The 15,618-nt window shown below is 68.4% G+C and carries 13 protein-coding genes; 10 read left to right on the forward strand and 3 right to left on the reverse strand.

The window, feature by feature from the left end:
* Positions 1 to 35: 35 nt before the first annotated feature.
* From ASF80_RS11230 to ASF80_RS11240, 4 genes are read left to right on the forward strand one after another with little or no spacing between them, the layout of a single operon-like run.
* The gene (locus ASF80_RS11230) at positions 36 to 269 is read left to right on the forward strand and encodes an AbrB/MazE/SpoVT family DNA-binding domain-containing protein (protein ID WP_082488285.1); all 234 of its coding nucleotides are present in this window, start codon (positions 36 to 38) and stop codon (positions 267 to 269) included.
* Positions 270 to 282: 13 nt separating this feature from the next.
* Entirely contained in the window at positions 283 to 519 is a 237-nt protein-coding gene (locus tag ASF80_RS19175) for a hypothetical protein (RefSeq protein ID WP_200934772.1), read from the forward strand.
* Positions 520 to 568: 49 nt separating this feature from the next.
* Entirely contained in the window at positions 569 to 3,553 is a 2,985-nt protein-coding gene (locus ASF80_RS11235) for a PA14 domain-containing protein (RefSeq protein WP_162239130.1), read from the forward strand.
* Positions 3,553 to 4,083, forward strand: a complete 531-nt coding sequence (locus ASF80_RS11240) for a hypothetical protein (protein ID WP_157521038.1) — start codon at positions 3,553 to 3,555, stop codon at positions 4,081 to 4,083. The genes ASF80_RS11235 and ASF80_RS11240 overlap by 1 nt, the downstream gene beginning before the upstream one ends.
* Before the next feature lie 54 nt (positions 4,084 to 4,137).
* Here ASF80_RS11240 and ASF80_RS11245 read toward each other — a convergent pair whose 3' ends face one another.
* The 3 genes from ASF80_RS11245 to ASF80_RS11255 form a co-directional block, all read right to left on the reverse strand.
* A complete protein-coding gene (locus ASF80_RS11245) occupies positions 4,138 to 4,851 on the reverse strand; it encodes a ZIP family metal transporter (protein ID WP_056310788.1) in 714 nt (237 codons plus the stop codon).
* Positions 4,852 to 4,951: 100 nt separating this feature from the next.
* Positions 4,952 to 5,743, reverse strand: a complete 792-nt coding sequence (locus ASF80_RS11250) for an NAD(P)H-dependent oxidoreductase (protein WP_056310790.1) — start codon at positions 5,741 to 5,743, stop codon at positions 4,952 to 4,954.
* Positions 5,744 to 5,757: 14 nt separating this feature from the next.
* Positions 5,758 to 7,128 carry an MFS transporter gene (locus ASF80_RS11255; RefSeq protein WP_157521039.1) on the reverse strand — a complete coding sequence of 457 codons (1,371 nt, stop codon included), beginning with the start codon at positions 7,126 to 7,128 and terminating at the stop codon, positions 5,758 to 5,760.
* Positions 7,129 to 7,226: 98 nt separating this feature from the next.
* Here ASF80_RS11255 and ASF80_RS11260 point away from each other — a divergent pair, with 98 nt between their 5' ends.
* From ASF80_RS11260 to ASF80_RS11285, 6 genes are all read left to right on the forward strand, one after another.
* Positions 7,227 to 7,640, forward strand: coding sequence for a winged helix-turn-helix transcriptional regulator (locus ASF80_RS11260; RefSeq protein ID WP_056310794.1), 414 nt, complete (start codon positions 7,227 to 7,229; stop codon positions 7,638 to 7,640).
* A 50-nt stretch (positions 7,641 to 7,690) separates the two neighbouring features.
* On the forward strand, positions 7,691 to 9,136 hold the full coding sequence (gene argG, locus ASF80_RS11265; RefSeq protein ID WP_056310796.1) for an argininosuccinate synthase: 1,446 nt from the start codon (positions 7,691 to 7,693) through the stop codon (positions 9,134 to 9,136).
* A gap of 233 nt (positions 9,137 to 9,369) precedes the next feature.
* On the forward strand, positions 9,370 to 9,993 hold the full coding sequence (locus ASF80_RS11270; protein ID WP_056310798.1) for a TetR/AcrR family transcriptional regulator: 624 nt from the start codon (positions 9,370 to 9,372) through the stop codon (positions 9,991 to 9,993).
* The gene (locus ASF80_RS19180; protein ID WP_200934773.1) at positions 9,990 to 10,892 is read left to right on the forward strand and encodes a hypothetical protein; all 903 of its coding nucleotides are present in this window, start codon (positions 9,990 to 9,992) and stop codon (positions 10,890 to 10,892) included. The genes ASF80_RS11270 and ASF80_RS19180 overlap by 4 nt, the downstream gene beginning before the upstream one ends.
* Entirely contained in the window at positions 10,889 to 12,808 is a 1,920-nt protein-coding gene (locus tag ASF80_RS11280) for a YhgE/Pip domain-containing protein (protein ID WP_056310800.1), read from the forward strand. Before ASF80_RS19180 ends, ASF80_RS11280 begins: the two co-directional genes overlap by 4 nt.
* A gap of 131 nt (positions 12,809 to 12,939) precedes the next feature.
* A complete protein-coding gene (locus tag ASF80_RS11285) occupies positions 12,940 to 15,600 on the forward strand; it encodes a penicillin acylase family protein (protein ID WP_056310803.1) in 2,661 nt (886 codons plus the stop codon).
* Positions 15,601 to 15,618: the final 18 nt, after the last annotated feature.

Raw genomic sequence — 15,618 nt, forward strand, 5'->3', positions numbered from 1 at the left:
TGTCGCCTCTACCGCTGCGACGGTAGCGTCATGGGATGCATACGACCATCGACATAGCGGGGCGGATCGTGATCCCCGCGTCGATCCGTGAGCGCCTCGGCATCCTTCCGGGGCCGGTCGACATCATGATCGACGGAACGGGCATCCATATCGAGGTCGCGGCCCCTGACGATGTCGTCGAGAAGGACGGACGTCTGATCGTCCGCGGCAGCGGGACCACGCTCACGCCAGAGGACATCCGGAAGCTCCGGCTTGCCGACCAGCGCTGATCTACTCCTCGACATGAGCGCGGCCGTCGCCCTGGTCATCGAGGACAGCACGGCCCACGACGAGGTCCGCACGGCCTGCGCCGGACTGATCCTCGACCTCGCAGGTCATGCACTGCTCGAGACCTACTCCGCTCGGCGTCACCACAACGCAGGAATGGCACCCGACGAAGGACCTCGTACTGTCTGCGACCGACTCGCTGGGTACGAAGTCGACCACGGTGTACGACCCCGCCACGGATCGCGCGACTGACACTTATGGTGCCGCGCCCGCGGCATGCTTCCAACCCGACGGCCGACCCGTGGCGAACCCGCTCGGCACCAGCGGATGCGGCATCCTCCCGTCGCACACCTCCACGACTTACGACGGCGGCCTGCAGGGCCTGCAGTCGACGTTCTACGCCAACCCTCATCTCGCGGGCAAGCCCGCACTGATCGACCTCGGGGTCGGCGGCGCGAACGGCACGGTGGACCGGAACTGGGCCACCGCGGCGCCCGGCACCGGGATCCCCGCCGACAACTGGTCGCTGCGACTCACCGGGCTCGTCACGTTCCCGGACGCCGGCCAGTACACCTTCGTCACCAACAGCGACGACGGCGCACGAGTCTGGATCGGTGACACCCTCGTCGTCGACAAATGGGAAGGCGGGCCCGCCGAACGCGTCGGCGTGCCGATCACGGTTGCCGCGGGAGAGAGCCGACGCATCCGCGTCGAGTACCGCGACGACACCTCCACGGCGTCGCTGCAGCTGAAGTGGCGCACCCCCACGTCCGGAACGACCGCATCGATCGTCCCCGGAACGGCCCTGCGCCCTGACTACGGTCTGGTGACGAAGACGACGACCGACGACTCGACGACCGTCCTCGGTGCCGCGGCACCCACAACCGTCGCGACAGTGGGATACCAGCACCCCTGGCTCGGGCAGGCGACCTCGTCAACGATCGACCCGGACGGGCTCGCACTCATGACCGCGAACGCGTTCGAGCAGCCCGGCAGTTCGGGATGGTTGCGGCGCCTGACGCGCGCGCTGCCCGCCGCGACCGCCGCGGGCGCACCCGCGACCGCGAAGACCACCTCCACCTATTACGGCGAGCTCGAGAACGCACCAGCCGTGTGCGGCATCCCCGCGAACACTAAGCAGGTCGGGATGGTGAAATCCACCACCGGCCCGACACCCGCGGCGGGGTCGGCGATCACGACCCAGTTCGCATACGACGCATGGGGTCGAACCCTCGCGACGAAAACCTCGGCGGACACCGACTGGTCATGTGTGACGTACGACGATCGCGGCAAGGTCTCCTCGTCGACTGTGGTGGGCCCATCGGGTGCGACGACGATCTCGACCGCGACAACCGAGACCGTCAGGACAGCCGGCGGCGGATACACGCATACGACGTCCGGTGTCTCCGTCGCTGGATCGCCGAACGGCTCCACGATCACGACCCAGACTGATCTGTTGGGGCGGACGATCAGTTACACGGACGTGTGGGGAACGGTCACCACACCGACCTACGACCCCGCCTCAGGTCGCGTCACCCAAGTGTCCACGACGCCCGCGGGCGGAGTCGCGTCGGTGACCGCCTACACGTACGACGCGGACGGCAAGGTGCTCTCCGTCACCGTCGACGGCACACAGCTCGCCGGGGTGACCTACGACGCCCTGCAACGGCTGCAGCAGATCACCTACCCGGATGGATCGGGTCTGACTCAGATCGGACGTGACCCCTCACAGCGCGTCGCATCTCAGCAGTGGTCCGTCGGTGGGCAGGTCGTCACCGACAGCATCATCCGCTCGCAATCCGGTCGGATCGTGCAACAGACCACAGCGACCGGGCCGACCACGCACTCGTCCACGTACGGGTACGACGCCGCCGGCCGGCTGACGTCCGCGACGATCCCCGGACACGAACTCACCTACACGTTCGACTCGACCGGCGGATGCGGCCCGAACAACTCAGCCGGACGATCCAGCAACCGCACCGGATCCACGGACGTGTGGACCGCACCCGGGCAAACCCCCGTCACCACCTTTACGACCTCCTGCTACGACTGGGCCGACCGACTGCTGTCCACGACCGTGACCGGCGCCGTCCCCGGAGCGACGAGCGTCGCCGACGGCCTCGCCGCATCGGAGATCGTCTACGACGCGCGAGGCAACACGATCCGCCTCGCCGACATGCAGTTCACCTACGACGCCGCGAACCGGCACATCGGCACAACCTACGACGACGGGACCACAGTCACGATCCACCGGGACGCGACCGGACGCATCGCGTCCCGCACCACTGACCCCGCAGGAGCCACGCCCGCAGGTGCGGCCCGATATCTGTACGCCGCAGCCGGGGATGCCGCGTGGGGACAGACAGATGGAACCGCACTCACCCGCAGCCTCGGGCTCCCGGGCGGGGTGTCATGGACGAACCGGGCCAGCACGATCACCTGGTCGTTCCCCGGGCTGGGCGGCCACGGGCTCATCACCCGAACCGGGGGCACCAACGGGGCCCTGATGCTGTGGGACCCATTCGGACAGCCCCTCGACCCCACCGCCTTCGCCATCGGGACCGCCGGGACTGATGACACGAACCAGGTCTCCGGGAACACCCTCTGGCATCAAGGTGCGCTCAAGCCTGCCGAGTCTGCCGGGTCGACGCTCGTCGTTGAAATGGGCGTGAGGTTGTATGTCCCCGCCCTCGGCCGCTTCCTCCAGGTAGACCCCATCGAAGGTGGAGGCGCAAATGCTTACTCCTGGCACACCGATCCCATCAACGGACACGACCTCAGCGGCGAAAAGTGGTCCATTGCGCCCGCGAAGGACTACCAAAAGCGAATCATCTCGGTAAGCCGTACGATCCAACGAAAGATGAACTATACGACGCGAATCACGGTCCGGGCCGAGGCTTCTCGGGCGGCATTCTGGGACAACCCACAAGGTCGCCAGTGGGACACGCTCATAAGTAGCATCTCCAAGAATGCACAAGTCGGCTGGGCAATCAACGCCTGCTACTTGGTGTGTGGCGAGTACGGCAATGATCACTTTGGAATCGGGATCGGCCCGAAAGCGACTTTCGATGGGTCAGTCTCGACAGGTGTTACGTTCAACGGGCCAACAACGAGAACAACCTCGATCTCAGGCAACTGCAGCGCGGCATTCGGCGTTGGCGGCTACATTGAGGGCTCAGCGTACGGCACGGATATCAGTGGCGAAAATACGGCATTCTCCACCGGTGTCGGCGCAGTTGGTGGAGTCGGCGTGGGGTGCGCACTCATGTTCAACTACTACTGGTGATGGTGATGGTGACGATGGACTCGAGTTGTGTTCCTGCAGGAATTACGTACATGCTGGCTTTCGGGTTCGGGATTGCTGCGATCGTGCTCAGCCCTTGGCTGATCCTGTTGGGGCGCGCCGCATACCGCGACGGCCCCGAGTTCCAGCGCAACCTCTGGAATGCTGTTCCTCTATGGGGCGCGAGCATTACCGGCGTCCTCGCGCTGATCGGCCCCGGGACGTCGTTGGTGGGTTGGAGGGACCTTTGCCTCCCTGCCTACGGGTGGAGCACGCCTGGGGTCATCGCCATGGGGGTCGGCGTTGCCATCGCAGTGACTGCTGTAGCGCGGATGATCGTCGGTCGCATCCGTGTGGGAAACGGGACTGAGAAGAAACACAGCAGCGACGAGACGAGTCCTCAGCAGCCCCAGGCAGAGGGAACTCGCACTTCGAAGTTGCCGCTCGAACGGCGGCGCGTGATCGTCGCCTACGCCGTCACATACGGAGCAGCGGTCATCGTCGTCATAGTGGGCGTCGGGCTGGCAGGGTGACTGGCGCAGTACCGGCCAGATCCAAGAACTGATGGGAGCGGTGCTCTCTACCCCTCAGGACGCGAGCGAGAGCCCCGCGGCGAGCGCGAAGCCCAGCACTGTGGCGAGCCCCGTGACCTGCTTGGCCTTCTCCTGCGCATCCGGCACCATCGAGTCGACGAGCATCACGAGCAGGGCGCCGGCCGCGAAGCCGCTCGCCCCGGCACGGAAGTCGTCACCCGTGGCGCTCGCGAGCCCGAAGCCCGCGACCGTCGCCAGTGCGCAGACCACCGAGATGCCCGCCCAGAGCAGCAGCACACGCGACTTCGCCATGCCGCCCTTCAGCAGGTCGGCGGCAGAGCCGATCGACTCGGGAAGGTTCGAGACGACGATCGCGACGACCAGCGCGATGCTCACCGGTTCGCCGGAGGCGAGCCCGATGCCGAGCACCAGCTGTTCGGGGATGCCGTCGAGCAACGCCCCGAGCGCGAGAGGCACGCCAGCCCCCGAGCCCTGGTTCTTCGACTTCGCGGCCCGTGCGTCGAGGATCCGGTCGGCGATGAAGTACGCCAGCGCACCACCCACGACGCCGACGATGAGCGGGATGGGGCCCGCGAGATCCAGCCCCTCCTCCCACAGCTCGAAGGCGATGGATGCCATCAGGGCACCCGCACCGAAGCCGAGCACGATGCCGAGCCAGCGCGGCGGCCAGGTGCGCAGCAGCGCGAGCGCCGCACCGATGATCAGAGGCGACGCCGCGACGATGCCCCACAGAATCGCTCCGCCCATGTGCCGCCTCCTTCAGGGACACTCTGCCACCGCTCGGGCGGAAACTGCAGAGGCACCGGACTGGCCTCCCCGCGTCGCCCCGATCGGAGCGGTGAGCGGTTCAGTCGACCGGGACGCGATGGATGCCGAGGTCGGTGCGCCCGGGCAGCAGATCCGCCCGGAGCGCGCGGGTGCCGTGGTACTCGCCGTCGCGGAGACGGCGATACGGACTGGTCGGCAATTCGTCGCGGATCCCGGCGAGCCGATCGACGAGCCGCGCGCTCTCCTGGTCGATGCCCGCAGGTGATAGCCCGTCGGCGTCATGGATGACGTGCAGGTCGAGCGGCTCTATGCCGGTGTACCAGAGGGTGCCGTGCGTCACGGGGAACAGCAGTGAGTCCAGGTCGCCGCTGACACCCCGTTCTCCGATCGAACGGTCGTCCTCACCTGCCGTGACGATCACGAGGGCTCGCCGACCCGAGAGCGGACCCTCGCCGTAGCGCAGAGGCAGACCGGTCTCGGGGTCGGAAGGGCCGTACGCGAAGCCGTTGGTCAGCGCGCGATCGAACCACCCCTTGAGGATCGCCGGCGGCCCGTACCACCACAGCGGGAACTGGAGCACGACGAGATCGGCGGCCCCCAGCTTGCGTTGCTCCTCGGCCACATCCGACGGCAGCTGGCCCGCGGCATAGGCCTCGCCCATGAGGTCGACGACGCTGCCCTCCCTTCCGAGAGGCTCGCCCAGGTCAGGGGCAGCGAGCACGGGGTCGAAACCCTGACCGTACAGATCGGTGATCTCCACGTCGTGGTCGCGCGACAGAGCCTCCACCCCGTCGCGGAACAGCCGGGCGTTGAACGAGTTCTCCTGGGGGTGGGCGTAGATCCAGTGGACGGTCGGGCGAGATGCGGACAACGGAGGGCCTTTCTTCAGCGGGGGTCGAGGATCGGAGGCTTCGGAGCGCGTCTCCACAGCGGCACGAGCGCAGCGGCGACGACCAGGCCGGTCGCGACGAGGAGCGAGACGAGGAAGCCGCGGGACCCGACGATCGAGGCGATCGTGCCGAGGACAGCGATCCCGAGGCCGCCACCGAGAGCGAAGCCGACCTCCTGGATCGCACCCACCTGACCGGCGTCGTCTTCGGTGGTCACGTCGAACAGCGTCGTCGCGGCGAGGGTGGCCGCGATCCCGAATCCGACACCGACCAGCACGAGCGGAATCGCGACGAGATCGACGCCGGTCGCGAGCCAGGCGAGACCCGCCCCCTGCACCACGAGGGCGACCACGGTGAGCGTGGGCGAGGTGAGCCACCGGAGGAACACCGGGGCAAGCACCCCGCCGAGAGCGATCGCCACCGCCTGCGGAAGGATCGCGATGCCGGCTTCGGCCGCGCTGAATCCCCGCGCATCCTGCAGGTGCAGACTCACCAGCAGCACGGATGCCGTCGACACACCGCTGCTCGCCACGATGCGCACGATGGCGGGGCTGAACCCCGGCACTCGGAAGAGTCGCATGTCGATGAGGGGTTCGCGCAGAGTCTGCTGACGGCGGATGAAGAACACGAGCGTCCCGACCGCGACGACTCCGGCGACGCCCGCGGCGAGGGGAGCCGCGAGCACCTCGTGCAGCGCGAAGACGAGAGCGCCGAGGGCGACGATCGACGACAGGATGCTGAGGATGTCCCATGACGGCGGCCGCGAGCTGCGGGAATCAGGGACGAGCCAGATCGCGAGCACTCCTGCGACGACCGCGAGCGGCACGCTGCCCAGCAGCAGCCAGCGCCACCCCGGGCCTTCGGTGACGATGCCACCGAGCACCGGGCCCAGAGCGCTGCCGGCACCGAAGGTCGCGGTCCACAGCCCGTACGCCAGCACGCGCTGCCGTGCGTGGTAGTGCGCACCGATCGTGGCGACGACGCCGGCCACGACGAACGCCTCGGCGACGCCGAGGAGCGCGCGCACGACGATCAGCAGCATCCCGTCCTGGGCGAATCCGCCGACGACGTTGAGCACGGCGAAGCCGGCGAGGCCGAGGAGCACGATCCGCTTGCGTCCGAATGCGTCGCCGATGCGGGCGGCGACGATCAGCGTCGCAGCGAGCGAGAGCGCATACACGTCGACGAGCCAGAGGGCGCCGCTGTCGCTCAGGACCAGGTCGCCGCGGATCGCCGGCAATGCGGTCGACATGCTGCTGATCGCGAGCGCGCCGATCAGGATGCCGAGAAGCAGGGGGATCATGGCGAGCCACGGATGCCGAGCCGGGCGGATTCGCGCGGCTGCCACAGGGATGGGGAAGGTCACTGCCTCAGTCTCGCGCCGCAGGTACACTTCAGACAAGTACGGTCATCGATGGTACATAGTGACCGTTTGGATACCATGACGCAGCGGAAGGCAGACCGATGAGAGAGAAGACGGAGCGCATCGTCCGGGAGTGGGGCGACGCGTGTGACGCCGAGGTCTCGATCGCGGTGCTCGGCGGGGCCTGGAAGCCCAGCATCCTCAGCCTTCTCGGCGAGCACGAGGTGCTGCGGTTCGGCGAGCTCAGCAGGCTGCTCGACGAGCCGACCGCCCGGGTGCTGACCCGCCAGCTGCGCGAGCTGGAGGACGACGGGCTTCTCATCCGCACGGTCTATCGGCAGGTCCCGCCCAAGGTCGAGTACCGGCTGAGCGACCTCGGCCGCGGATCGATGCCCCTCGTCGAGGCGCTGACCGACTGGGGCGGTCGCTACGCCGCGCATCAGCGGCGTGAGCTGGCACGGCCGATAGCCGAGCCCGCGCCGCTCGACGAACTCGAAGCCGCTGACGCACGCTGAGTCGCATCCCCGTCCGAAACAGCCGACACGCCGCCGATAGACTGGGAACCATGTCCAAGGTCCTCCAGTCACTTCCCGTCGGCGAGCGCGTCGGCATCGCCTTCTCCGGAGGACTCGACACCTCCGTCGCCGTCGCGTGGATGCGCGACAAGGGCGCCGTCCCCTACACGTACACCGGCGATCTCGGGCAGTACGACGAAGACGACATCGAGTCGATCCCCGGCCGCGCGCTCGAATACGGCGCTGAGGCCTCGCGACTGATCGACTGCAAGACCGCCCTGGTCGAAGAGGGCCTCGTCGCCCTCTCGTGCGGCGCCTTCCACATCCGCTCGGGCGGCAAGACGTACTTCAACACCACTCCTCTCGGCCGCGCCGTCACCGGCACGCTGCTCGTGCGCGCCATGAAGGAGGACGGCGTCGACATCTGGGGCGACGGCTCGACCTACAAGGGCAACGACATCGAGCGGTTCTACCGCTACGGCCTGCTCGCCAACCCGCGCCTGCGCGTGTACAAGCCGTGGCTCGATGCCGACTTCGTCACCGAGCTCGGCGGCCGCAAGGAGATGAGCGAGTGGCTCCAGGCTCACGACTTCCCGTATCGCGACTCGGTGGAGAAGGCGTACTCCACTGACGCCAACATCTGGGGCGCGACGCACGAGGCCAAGACCCTCGAGCACCTCGACGTCTCGCTCGAGACCGTCGACCCGATCATGGGCGTCAAGTTCTGGGACCCTTCGGTCGCGATCGAGACCGAAGACGTCACGGTCACGTTCGAGGCAGGGCGCCCCGTCGCCATCAACGGCGTCGAGTACACCGACCCGGTGGCCCTGGTGCAGAAGGCGAACACGATCGGCGGACGCCACGGCCTCGGCATGAGCGACCAGATCGAGAACCGCATCATCGAGGCCAAGTCGCGCGGCATCTATGAGGCACCGGCCATGTCGCTGCTGTTCATCGCCTACGAGCGCCTGGTCAACGGCATCCTGAACGAAGACACCCTCGCGACGTACCACGAGCAGGGTCGCCGCCTCGGTCGCCTGATGTACGAAGGACGCTGGCTCGAGCCGCAGTCGCTCATGCTGCGCGAGTCCATCCAGCGCTGGGTCGGCCTCACGATCTCGGGCTCGGTCACGATCCGCCTGCGCCGCGGTGACGACTGGACGATCCTCGACACCACGTCGCCGAACCTGTCGTACGGCCCGGAGAAGCTCTCGATGGAGCGCGTCGGCGACGCCGCGTTCGGCCCGGTCGACCGCATCGGACAGCTGACCATGCGCAACCTCGACATCGCGGACTCGCGCTCGCGCCTCGAGCAGTACGCGGGTCTCGGCCTCATCGGCGGCGCCACCGGCGAGCTCGTCGGCCGTGTCACCGCCGGCGAGTCCGGTGAGATCACGGGCGCCGTGGAGGGCTCGGTCTCCGAGGCCGATGAGAACTTCGCCGACGCCGTCGACACGGCCTCCGAGGGCGCGGCCTTCGACTCCGGGCTCGACTGACACCACGTTTCTCAAGGAGGGGGCGGATGCTGCGGCATCCGCCCCCTCCTTTTCTGTGTGGCCGCGGTTTCGCGTCCACAACTCAGCATGGACGCCGAGCACCGGGCCGAATCACGCTGTGTGAAGCTCTCGGCGACGATCCATGCTGAGGTTGTGAACGAGCGGCCACGGGGCTCCTGTGAGTCCGCCGAGTTATCTTGCACACATCTGTGCACATTAAGTACGATGGGTGCATGACCACCCGTGCTCCCCGCCGCGACTCCGTCGAGAACCGCGCCGGCATCCTCGACGCGGCCCGCGCCACGCTCGCCGTCGACCCGCGAGCCTCGATCGACGTCATCGCCCGCAACGCCGGCCTCTCGCGCCGCACCCTCTACGGCCACTTCGACGACCGCGAGGCGCTGATCCGCGAGCTCATCTCGGTCGGCGCGCAGCGCTTCAACGCCATCGCCGAATCCGTGACCGACACCGACCCTCGCCTCGCCCTCGCCCGTCTCGCCGCCAGGCTCTGGCAGGAGGCCGCGCACGTGCAGGTCGCCGCGGCCCTCGCGCTCGACGAGGCGCACGTCGAGCACACCGCAGAGGCCCTCGCCCCACTGCGCCGCACTGTGGCGGCCCTCACCGAGCGCGGCCAGAGCGACGGCAGCTTCCGCACCGACCTCTCCGCCATAACGCTCGCGCGGCTCATCGAAGAGGTGGCCCGCACGGTCGTGGCGCGCACGGACGCCGCGAGCACCGGCGCCGACAACATCGCCGTCCGCACACTCCTCAGCATCGCCGGGCTGTCGTGGCGCGAAGCCGACGACCTGCTCACCGCCCACCCCGAGATCGTCGCCACGCAGGAGATCAGCGCATGAGAATCACGCTGCACGAAGTCAGCAAAGGCCGCGGCGGCCAGGCGCTGCCGACGACGAGCCTCGAGTTCCACACCGGCGCCGTGCGCTTCGCACTCGCCGAGACCGAGCAGCGCCCCAGCGTGCTCGGCCTGATCGCCAGCGGACGGATGAAGCCCGAGACCGGTCGCGTCACCGTCGACGGCACGACGAACAACCGGATGCTCCGCCGCGCGGTCGCGCTCGTCGACGCCCCCGACGTCAGCGACCCGCACGCCGACATCACGCTCGCCGGCGTCGTCGGCGAAGAGCTCATGTTCGCCGGGGTCGGAGCGACCCCGCTGCATGCCCGCCGTTGGCTCACCCAGCTCGGCTTCGGAGAACTCGCCGGAGTGCCGATCGGCAACGTCGATCCGGCGGCCCGCGTGCGCATCCTGTGCGAACTCGCCATCTTGCGCGAGGGCACCGAAGGCATCGTGCTCGTCTCCCCCGACCGCCATGGCGGCAGCCCCGACGGCTGGTGGCGCATCGCGTCGGAGTTCGCCGACCGCGGCTACGCCATGCTCGTCATCATCGGCGGGTCCGCAGCGGTCGCCCTCGAGCGGATGAACGAGCTCGAGGCCATCAACGCCTCAGGTCCCGTGCAGCCTCTCGTGCTCGAGACGCCCGCCACCGATCCCGACTCCCCGGCATCCGACGCCGACTCCCCGGCATCCGAGTCGGAGAACCCGGATGAGTCGGTCGACGCACCGCGCGCGGATGCTCCTGGCTCTCCGCATGAAGAGGACCCCCGGTCGTTGAGCGCGGATGGCGAAGCCGACCGAGACGAAACGCCAGCCACCGACACGCCAGCCACAGACACAGACACACCCACAGACACAGCCACACCCACAGACACGACCGAGAACGGAGCCGAGCGATGAAGGTTCCCTCCATGATCGCCGCCGAGCTGCGGCGCCTCACCGCCAGCAAGATGGGCATCATCGCCCTGATCGCGCTCGTGTGCGTGCCGATCCTGTACGGCGGTCTGTACCTCTGGGCGAACCAGGACCCGTACGCCAAGTTCCCCGACGTCCCGGTCGCCCTGGTGGTCGACGACGAAGGTGCGGCGACTCCCACCACCGGAACGGATGCGCCGAACGGCGAGACCGTCAACTACGGCGAGGATGTCGCCGAAAACCTCATCGAGGGCAACGCGTTCGACTGGCAGCGCATGTCGGCCGACGAGGCGGCGGATGCTCTCCGCGAGGGAACCGTCGACTTCACCGTCACGATCCCCACCGACTTCTCCGCCGCCCTGACCTCCGCCTCGGGCGACGACCCTCACCAGGCGCGCATCGAGCTCGAGACCAACGACGCCAACAACTACCTGGCGTCGTCGATGGGCACGCAGGCTGTCGAGAAGATCCGCAGCTCCGTGGCCGAGATGGTCGGCAGCGAAGCGGCCGAGCGGCTGCTCACCGGGCTCAGCGACGTGCGCGACAACCTCGTCACCGCGGTCGACGGCGCGAACCAGCTCACCGACGGCGCGAACACGGCCGCCACGGGCAGCGCGACCCTGGCCGACGGCACGAGCCAACTCGCTGCCGGCACGTCTCAGCTCGCGGGCGGCACGTCGGAGCTGGCCGGCGGCGCGTCTCGGCTCGCCGATGGCGCGGCGACTCTGGCGTCGGGGGCTCAGCAGGTCAGTGACGGCAACCGGCAGCTGGCCGACGTCGCCGACCGCGCCGGGTCGGCTGTGCAGCAGGCGACGGATGCTCTGCCCCAGGCACGCCAGGACATCGCGACGGTCCTCACAGATCAGGGCCTGACGCAGGAGCAGATCGATCGGGTCCTCGCGACCCTCGATCCGCTCGGAATCCGACTGCAGGAGGGCAACTCGACCGTACAGAACGCGGTCGACAAGGTCGACCAGCTCGCCGCCGGAGCCGAGTCGGTGGCATCCGGCGCCTCGCAGCTCGCCAGCGGCACGCAGACACTCGCCAGCGGCGCGCAGACCGTCGCCAGCGGCGCACAGACCGTCGCGACGGGAGCGGCGGCCGCGAACGACGGCGCCGCCCAGCTGCGCGACGGACTCGGCACCCTCGCATCCGGCACGGCCGAGCTGCGTGACGGCCTGGCCGACGGGGTCGAGCAGATTCCCGTATCGACCCCCGAACTGCGCACCCAGCAGGCCGACACCATCGCCGACCCGGTGAAGGTGTCGAGCGACAAGGTCGCATCCGCCGAGGACTACGGCGCAGGGCTCGCTCCCTTCTTCGCCGCGCTCTCGGCCTGGATCGGCATCTACGCACTGTTCCTCATCGTCAAGCCGATCTCTCGCCGAGCGATCACCGCCCTGCACTCCCCGATCCGCGTCACGCTCGCGGGCTGGCTGACCCCGGCCATGCTCGGCGCGGTCCAGATGCTCGGCCTCATGGGGATCCTCGCGATCACCCTCGGCTTCACGTTCAACAACCCCATCGGCACGCTCGGGGTCATGATCTTCGCGTCGGCGACGTTCGCCGCGATCATCCTGGCGCTCAACGTCTGGCTCGGATCGGTCGGGCAGTTCCTGGGGCTCGTGCTCATGGTGCTGCAGCTCGTCACCGCGGGCGGAACCTTCCCCTGGCAGACGCTGCCCGCGCCCCTCGCCGCCCTGCACCATGTGCTCCCGCTCGGCTACGTCGTCGACGCGATGCGGCAGCTCATGTACGGAGGCAATCTGGGTCGAGCTGGCTGGGACCTGGTCGTGCTGGGCATCTGGCTGGTCGGCGCGCTGCTTCTGGCGGCGATCGGCGTGACGCGGATGACGCACCGACGCACACTGCGCGATCTGCAGCCCAGCCTCATCGGCTGAGCGCGGCCGCACGAGAACAGGCCCCGGAATCCGAGGGTTGTGGGTAGTATTCCCAGAGTGCGTCCTTGGGACGCGCTCTGGGACTCTCTGGGACTGAGTCCCACCCTGCCTTCCCGAAAGAGTTCTCGAAGATGACAACTGATTCGCTGGAGATCGTCGACCCTGCGCGCCCTTCACTGGGTGCGCGCATCGGCCGCATCGCCTTCCTCGTCGTGGCCGCGATCATCGTGATCGCCGTCGCCGCCGCCTTCTTCGTCACCTGGACGATCCAACGCTCCTTCCCTCAGACCGACGGCACCCTGCCCCTCGACGGCCTGGAGGCCGAGGTCACCGTGCAGCGCGACGATCGCGGCATCCCCACCATCACCGCCGACTCGACGCACGATCTCTTCTACGCCGAGGGCTTCGTGCACGCGCAGGACCGCTTCTTCGAGATGGACTTCCGCCGCCACGTCACGGCGGGTCGAGTCGCCGAGATGTTCGGGGAGTCTCAGGCAGCGACCGATGCGTTCCTGCGCACCCTGGGCTGGCGCACCGTCGCCGAGGCCGAGGTCGAGGCCATGGACGACGTGACCCTCGGCTACTACGAGGCCTACGCCGACGGGGTCAACGCCTACCTCTCATCGCGCTCCGGTGCCGAGCTGTCGCTCGAGTATGCCGTTCTGGGCATACAGAACCCCGAGTACGCGCCCGAGCCATGGGAGCCCGCGGATTCCGTCGCCTGGCTGAAGGCGATGGCCTGGGATCTCCGCGGCAACGTCGAGGACGAGACCGAGCGGTCGCTGCTCGCGGCGGAGCTCGTCTCCGGTTCTGCGGATGCCGCTGAGACGCAGGCCACGCTCGACGCTCTCTACCCCGCCTATCCGTTCGACGAGCATCCCGTGATCGTCCCCGAGATCTCCACCGTGCCGGCCCTCGGCACGGATGCGGAACCCGCCGCGTTCACCCCCGAAGAGAACGACGACGAGAGCAGCGGAGAGATGCAGCAGGCCGCCACCACGATCGAGTGGCAGGAGGCGTCCGATGTGATCGAGGCGGCCAGCATCCTGGTCGGCGACGTCGGAGAGGGCATCGGCTCGAACTCCTGGGTGGTCTCGGGCGACCTCACCTCCACCGGCATGCCCCTGCTCGCGAACGACCCGCATCTCGGCGCGTCCCTGCCCTCGGTCTGGTACCAGGTGCAGCTCAGGTGCAGCGAGGTCACCGACGAGTGCCCGTTCGATGTCGGCGGCTTCTCGTTCTCGGGCCTCCCCGGCATCGTGATCGGCCACAACCAGCAGGTCGCCTGGGGCTTCACGAACCTGACGACCGACGTCACCGACCTCTACATCGAGCGGATCGAGGGCGACCGGTACTGGCGCGACGGCGCTCTCGTGCCGCTCGAGGAGAGCACCGAGACCATCAAGGTCGCCGGAGGCGATGACATCGAGTTGACCATCCGCTCGACGGTGCACGGCCCGATCATCTCTGGACTGACCGACGATTTCACGGCCATCGGCGACGACCCCGAACCCGGTCTTACGGCCGGCGGTGCGACGAGCCCGGCACCGGCCGGCGACGGTGCCGAGTACGCCGTCAGCCTGCGGTGGACGGCGCTCGACCCCGGCACCGCGGCGACAGCGATCTTCGCTCTGTCCACCGCGCAGGACTTCGAGGAGTTCCGTCACGCCGCTTCGCTGTTCGATGTGCCCGCCCAGAACCTCATCTATGCCGACACCGAGGGCAACATCGGGTACCAGACGCCCGGACGCCTGCCGATCCGGGGCGCAGGCGACGGGTGGATGCCGCAGCCCGGGTGGGACAGCAGCTACGACTGGACCGGGTTCATCCCCTTCGAGGACCTGCCGGTCTCGTACAACCCCGCCTCGGGGTACATCGTGACCGCGAACAACGCGATCGTCACCGACGACTACCCTTACTTCCTCTCGCGAGACTGGGACTACGGCTACCGGGCGGCACGCATCGCGCATCTGATTGAACGACGGGCCGCTGCCGGGCCGCTCACCGCCGAGGACATGCGGGAGATCCAGATGGACAGCGAGATGTGGATCGGCAAGCGCCTGGCATCCGCGATGGACGACGTCGAGGTGAAGGGGGCAGGAACAGCGGATGCCGTCGGCCTGTTGCGCTCGTGGGATGCGCAGAACGAGGCATCCTCCGCTGCCGCCGCATACGCGAACGTCCTGTGGTCGAACCTCGTGCAGAACCTGTTCGCCGAACGCGACGAGCCCCTGCCGATCGACGGGCAGGGCCGCCTGTTCACGGTGGTCGCCGACCTGCTCGACGACCCCGCCGATCCGCTCTGGACCAACCAGGCCCTGGATGTGTCGAGCATGGACGAGATGCTCGCCCTGTCTGCCGAAGAGGCCTACGACGAGCTCTCCGCCCTGCAGGGCACCACGGTCAGCGCCTGGAGGTGGGGCGATCTGCACGCCATCACCCTGACCAGCGACACCTTCGGCTCGTCGGGCATCGCCCCGATCGAGATGCTGTTCAATCGCGGGCCCTTCGCCGTGAGCGGCGGCGCCTCGGTGGTCAACGCGACGGGGTGGGAGCTCGGCACGTCGTATGCGACAACCACGGTGCCCTCGATGCGGATGGTGATCGACCTGTCGGACTTCGACGCCTCGACGTGGATCCACCTCACCGGAGCCTCGGGGCACGCGTTCGACGAGCACTACATCGATCAGACCGCCGACTGGGCGGCCGGCGTGCAGAAGCCCTGGGCCTTCTCGCGCACGGCAGTGGATGCAGCGGCCCGGCACACGCTCGTACTGACCCCGGCGGGTTAGCCACCGGCGTCGGCTCGC

Source organism: Microbacterium sp. Leaf159, from assembly GCF_001423615.1.
Lineage (GTDB): Bacteria > Actinomycetota > Actinomycetes > Actinomycetales > Microbacteriaceae > Microbacterium.

Coding starts and splice junctions, on each gene's coding strand:
- ASF80_RS11240 (WP_157521038.1), top strand. CDS start 3,553: ATGGTGATGGTGACGATGGACTCGAGTTGTGTTCCTGCAGGAATTACG.
- ASF80_RS11260 (WP_056310794.1), top strand. CDS start 7,227: ATGAGAGAGAAGACGGAGCGCATCGTCCGGGAGTGGGGCGACGCGTGT.
- ASF80_RS11270 (WP_056310798.1), top strand. CDS start 9,370: ATGACCACCCGTGCTCCCCGCCGCGACTCCGTCGAGAACCGCGCCGGC.
- ASF80_RS11230 (WP_082488285.1), top strand. CDS start 36: ATGCATACGACCATCGACATAGCGGGGCGGATCGTGATCCCCGCGTCG.
- argG (WP_056310796.1), top strand. CDS start 7,691: ATGTCCAAGGTCCTCCAGTCACTTCCCGTCGGCGAGCGCGTCGGCATC.
- ASF80_RS11280 (WP_056310800.1), top strand. CDS start 10,889: ATGAAGGTTCCCTCCATGATCGCCGCCGAGCTGCGGCGCCTCACCGCC.
- ASF80_RS19180 (WP_200934773.1), top strand. CDS start 9,990: ATGAGAATCACGCTGCACGAAGTCAGCAAAGGCCGCGGCGGCCAGGCG.
- ASF80_RS11245 (WP_056310788.1), bottom strand. CDS start 4,851: ATGGGCGGAGCGATTCTGTGGGGCATCGTCGCGGCGTCGCCTCTGATC.
- ASF80_RS19175 (WP_200934772.1), top strand. CDS start 283: ATGAGCGCGGCCGTCGCCCTGGTCATCGAGGACAGCACGGCCCACGAC.
- ASF80_RS11285 (WP_056310803.1), top strand. CDS start 12,940: ATGACAACTGATTCGCTGGAGATCGTCGACCCTGCGCGCCCTTCACTG.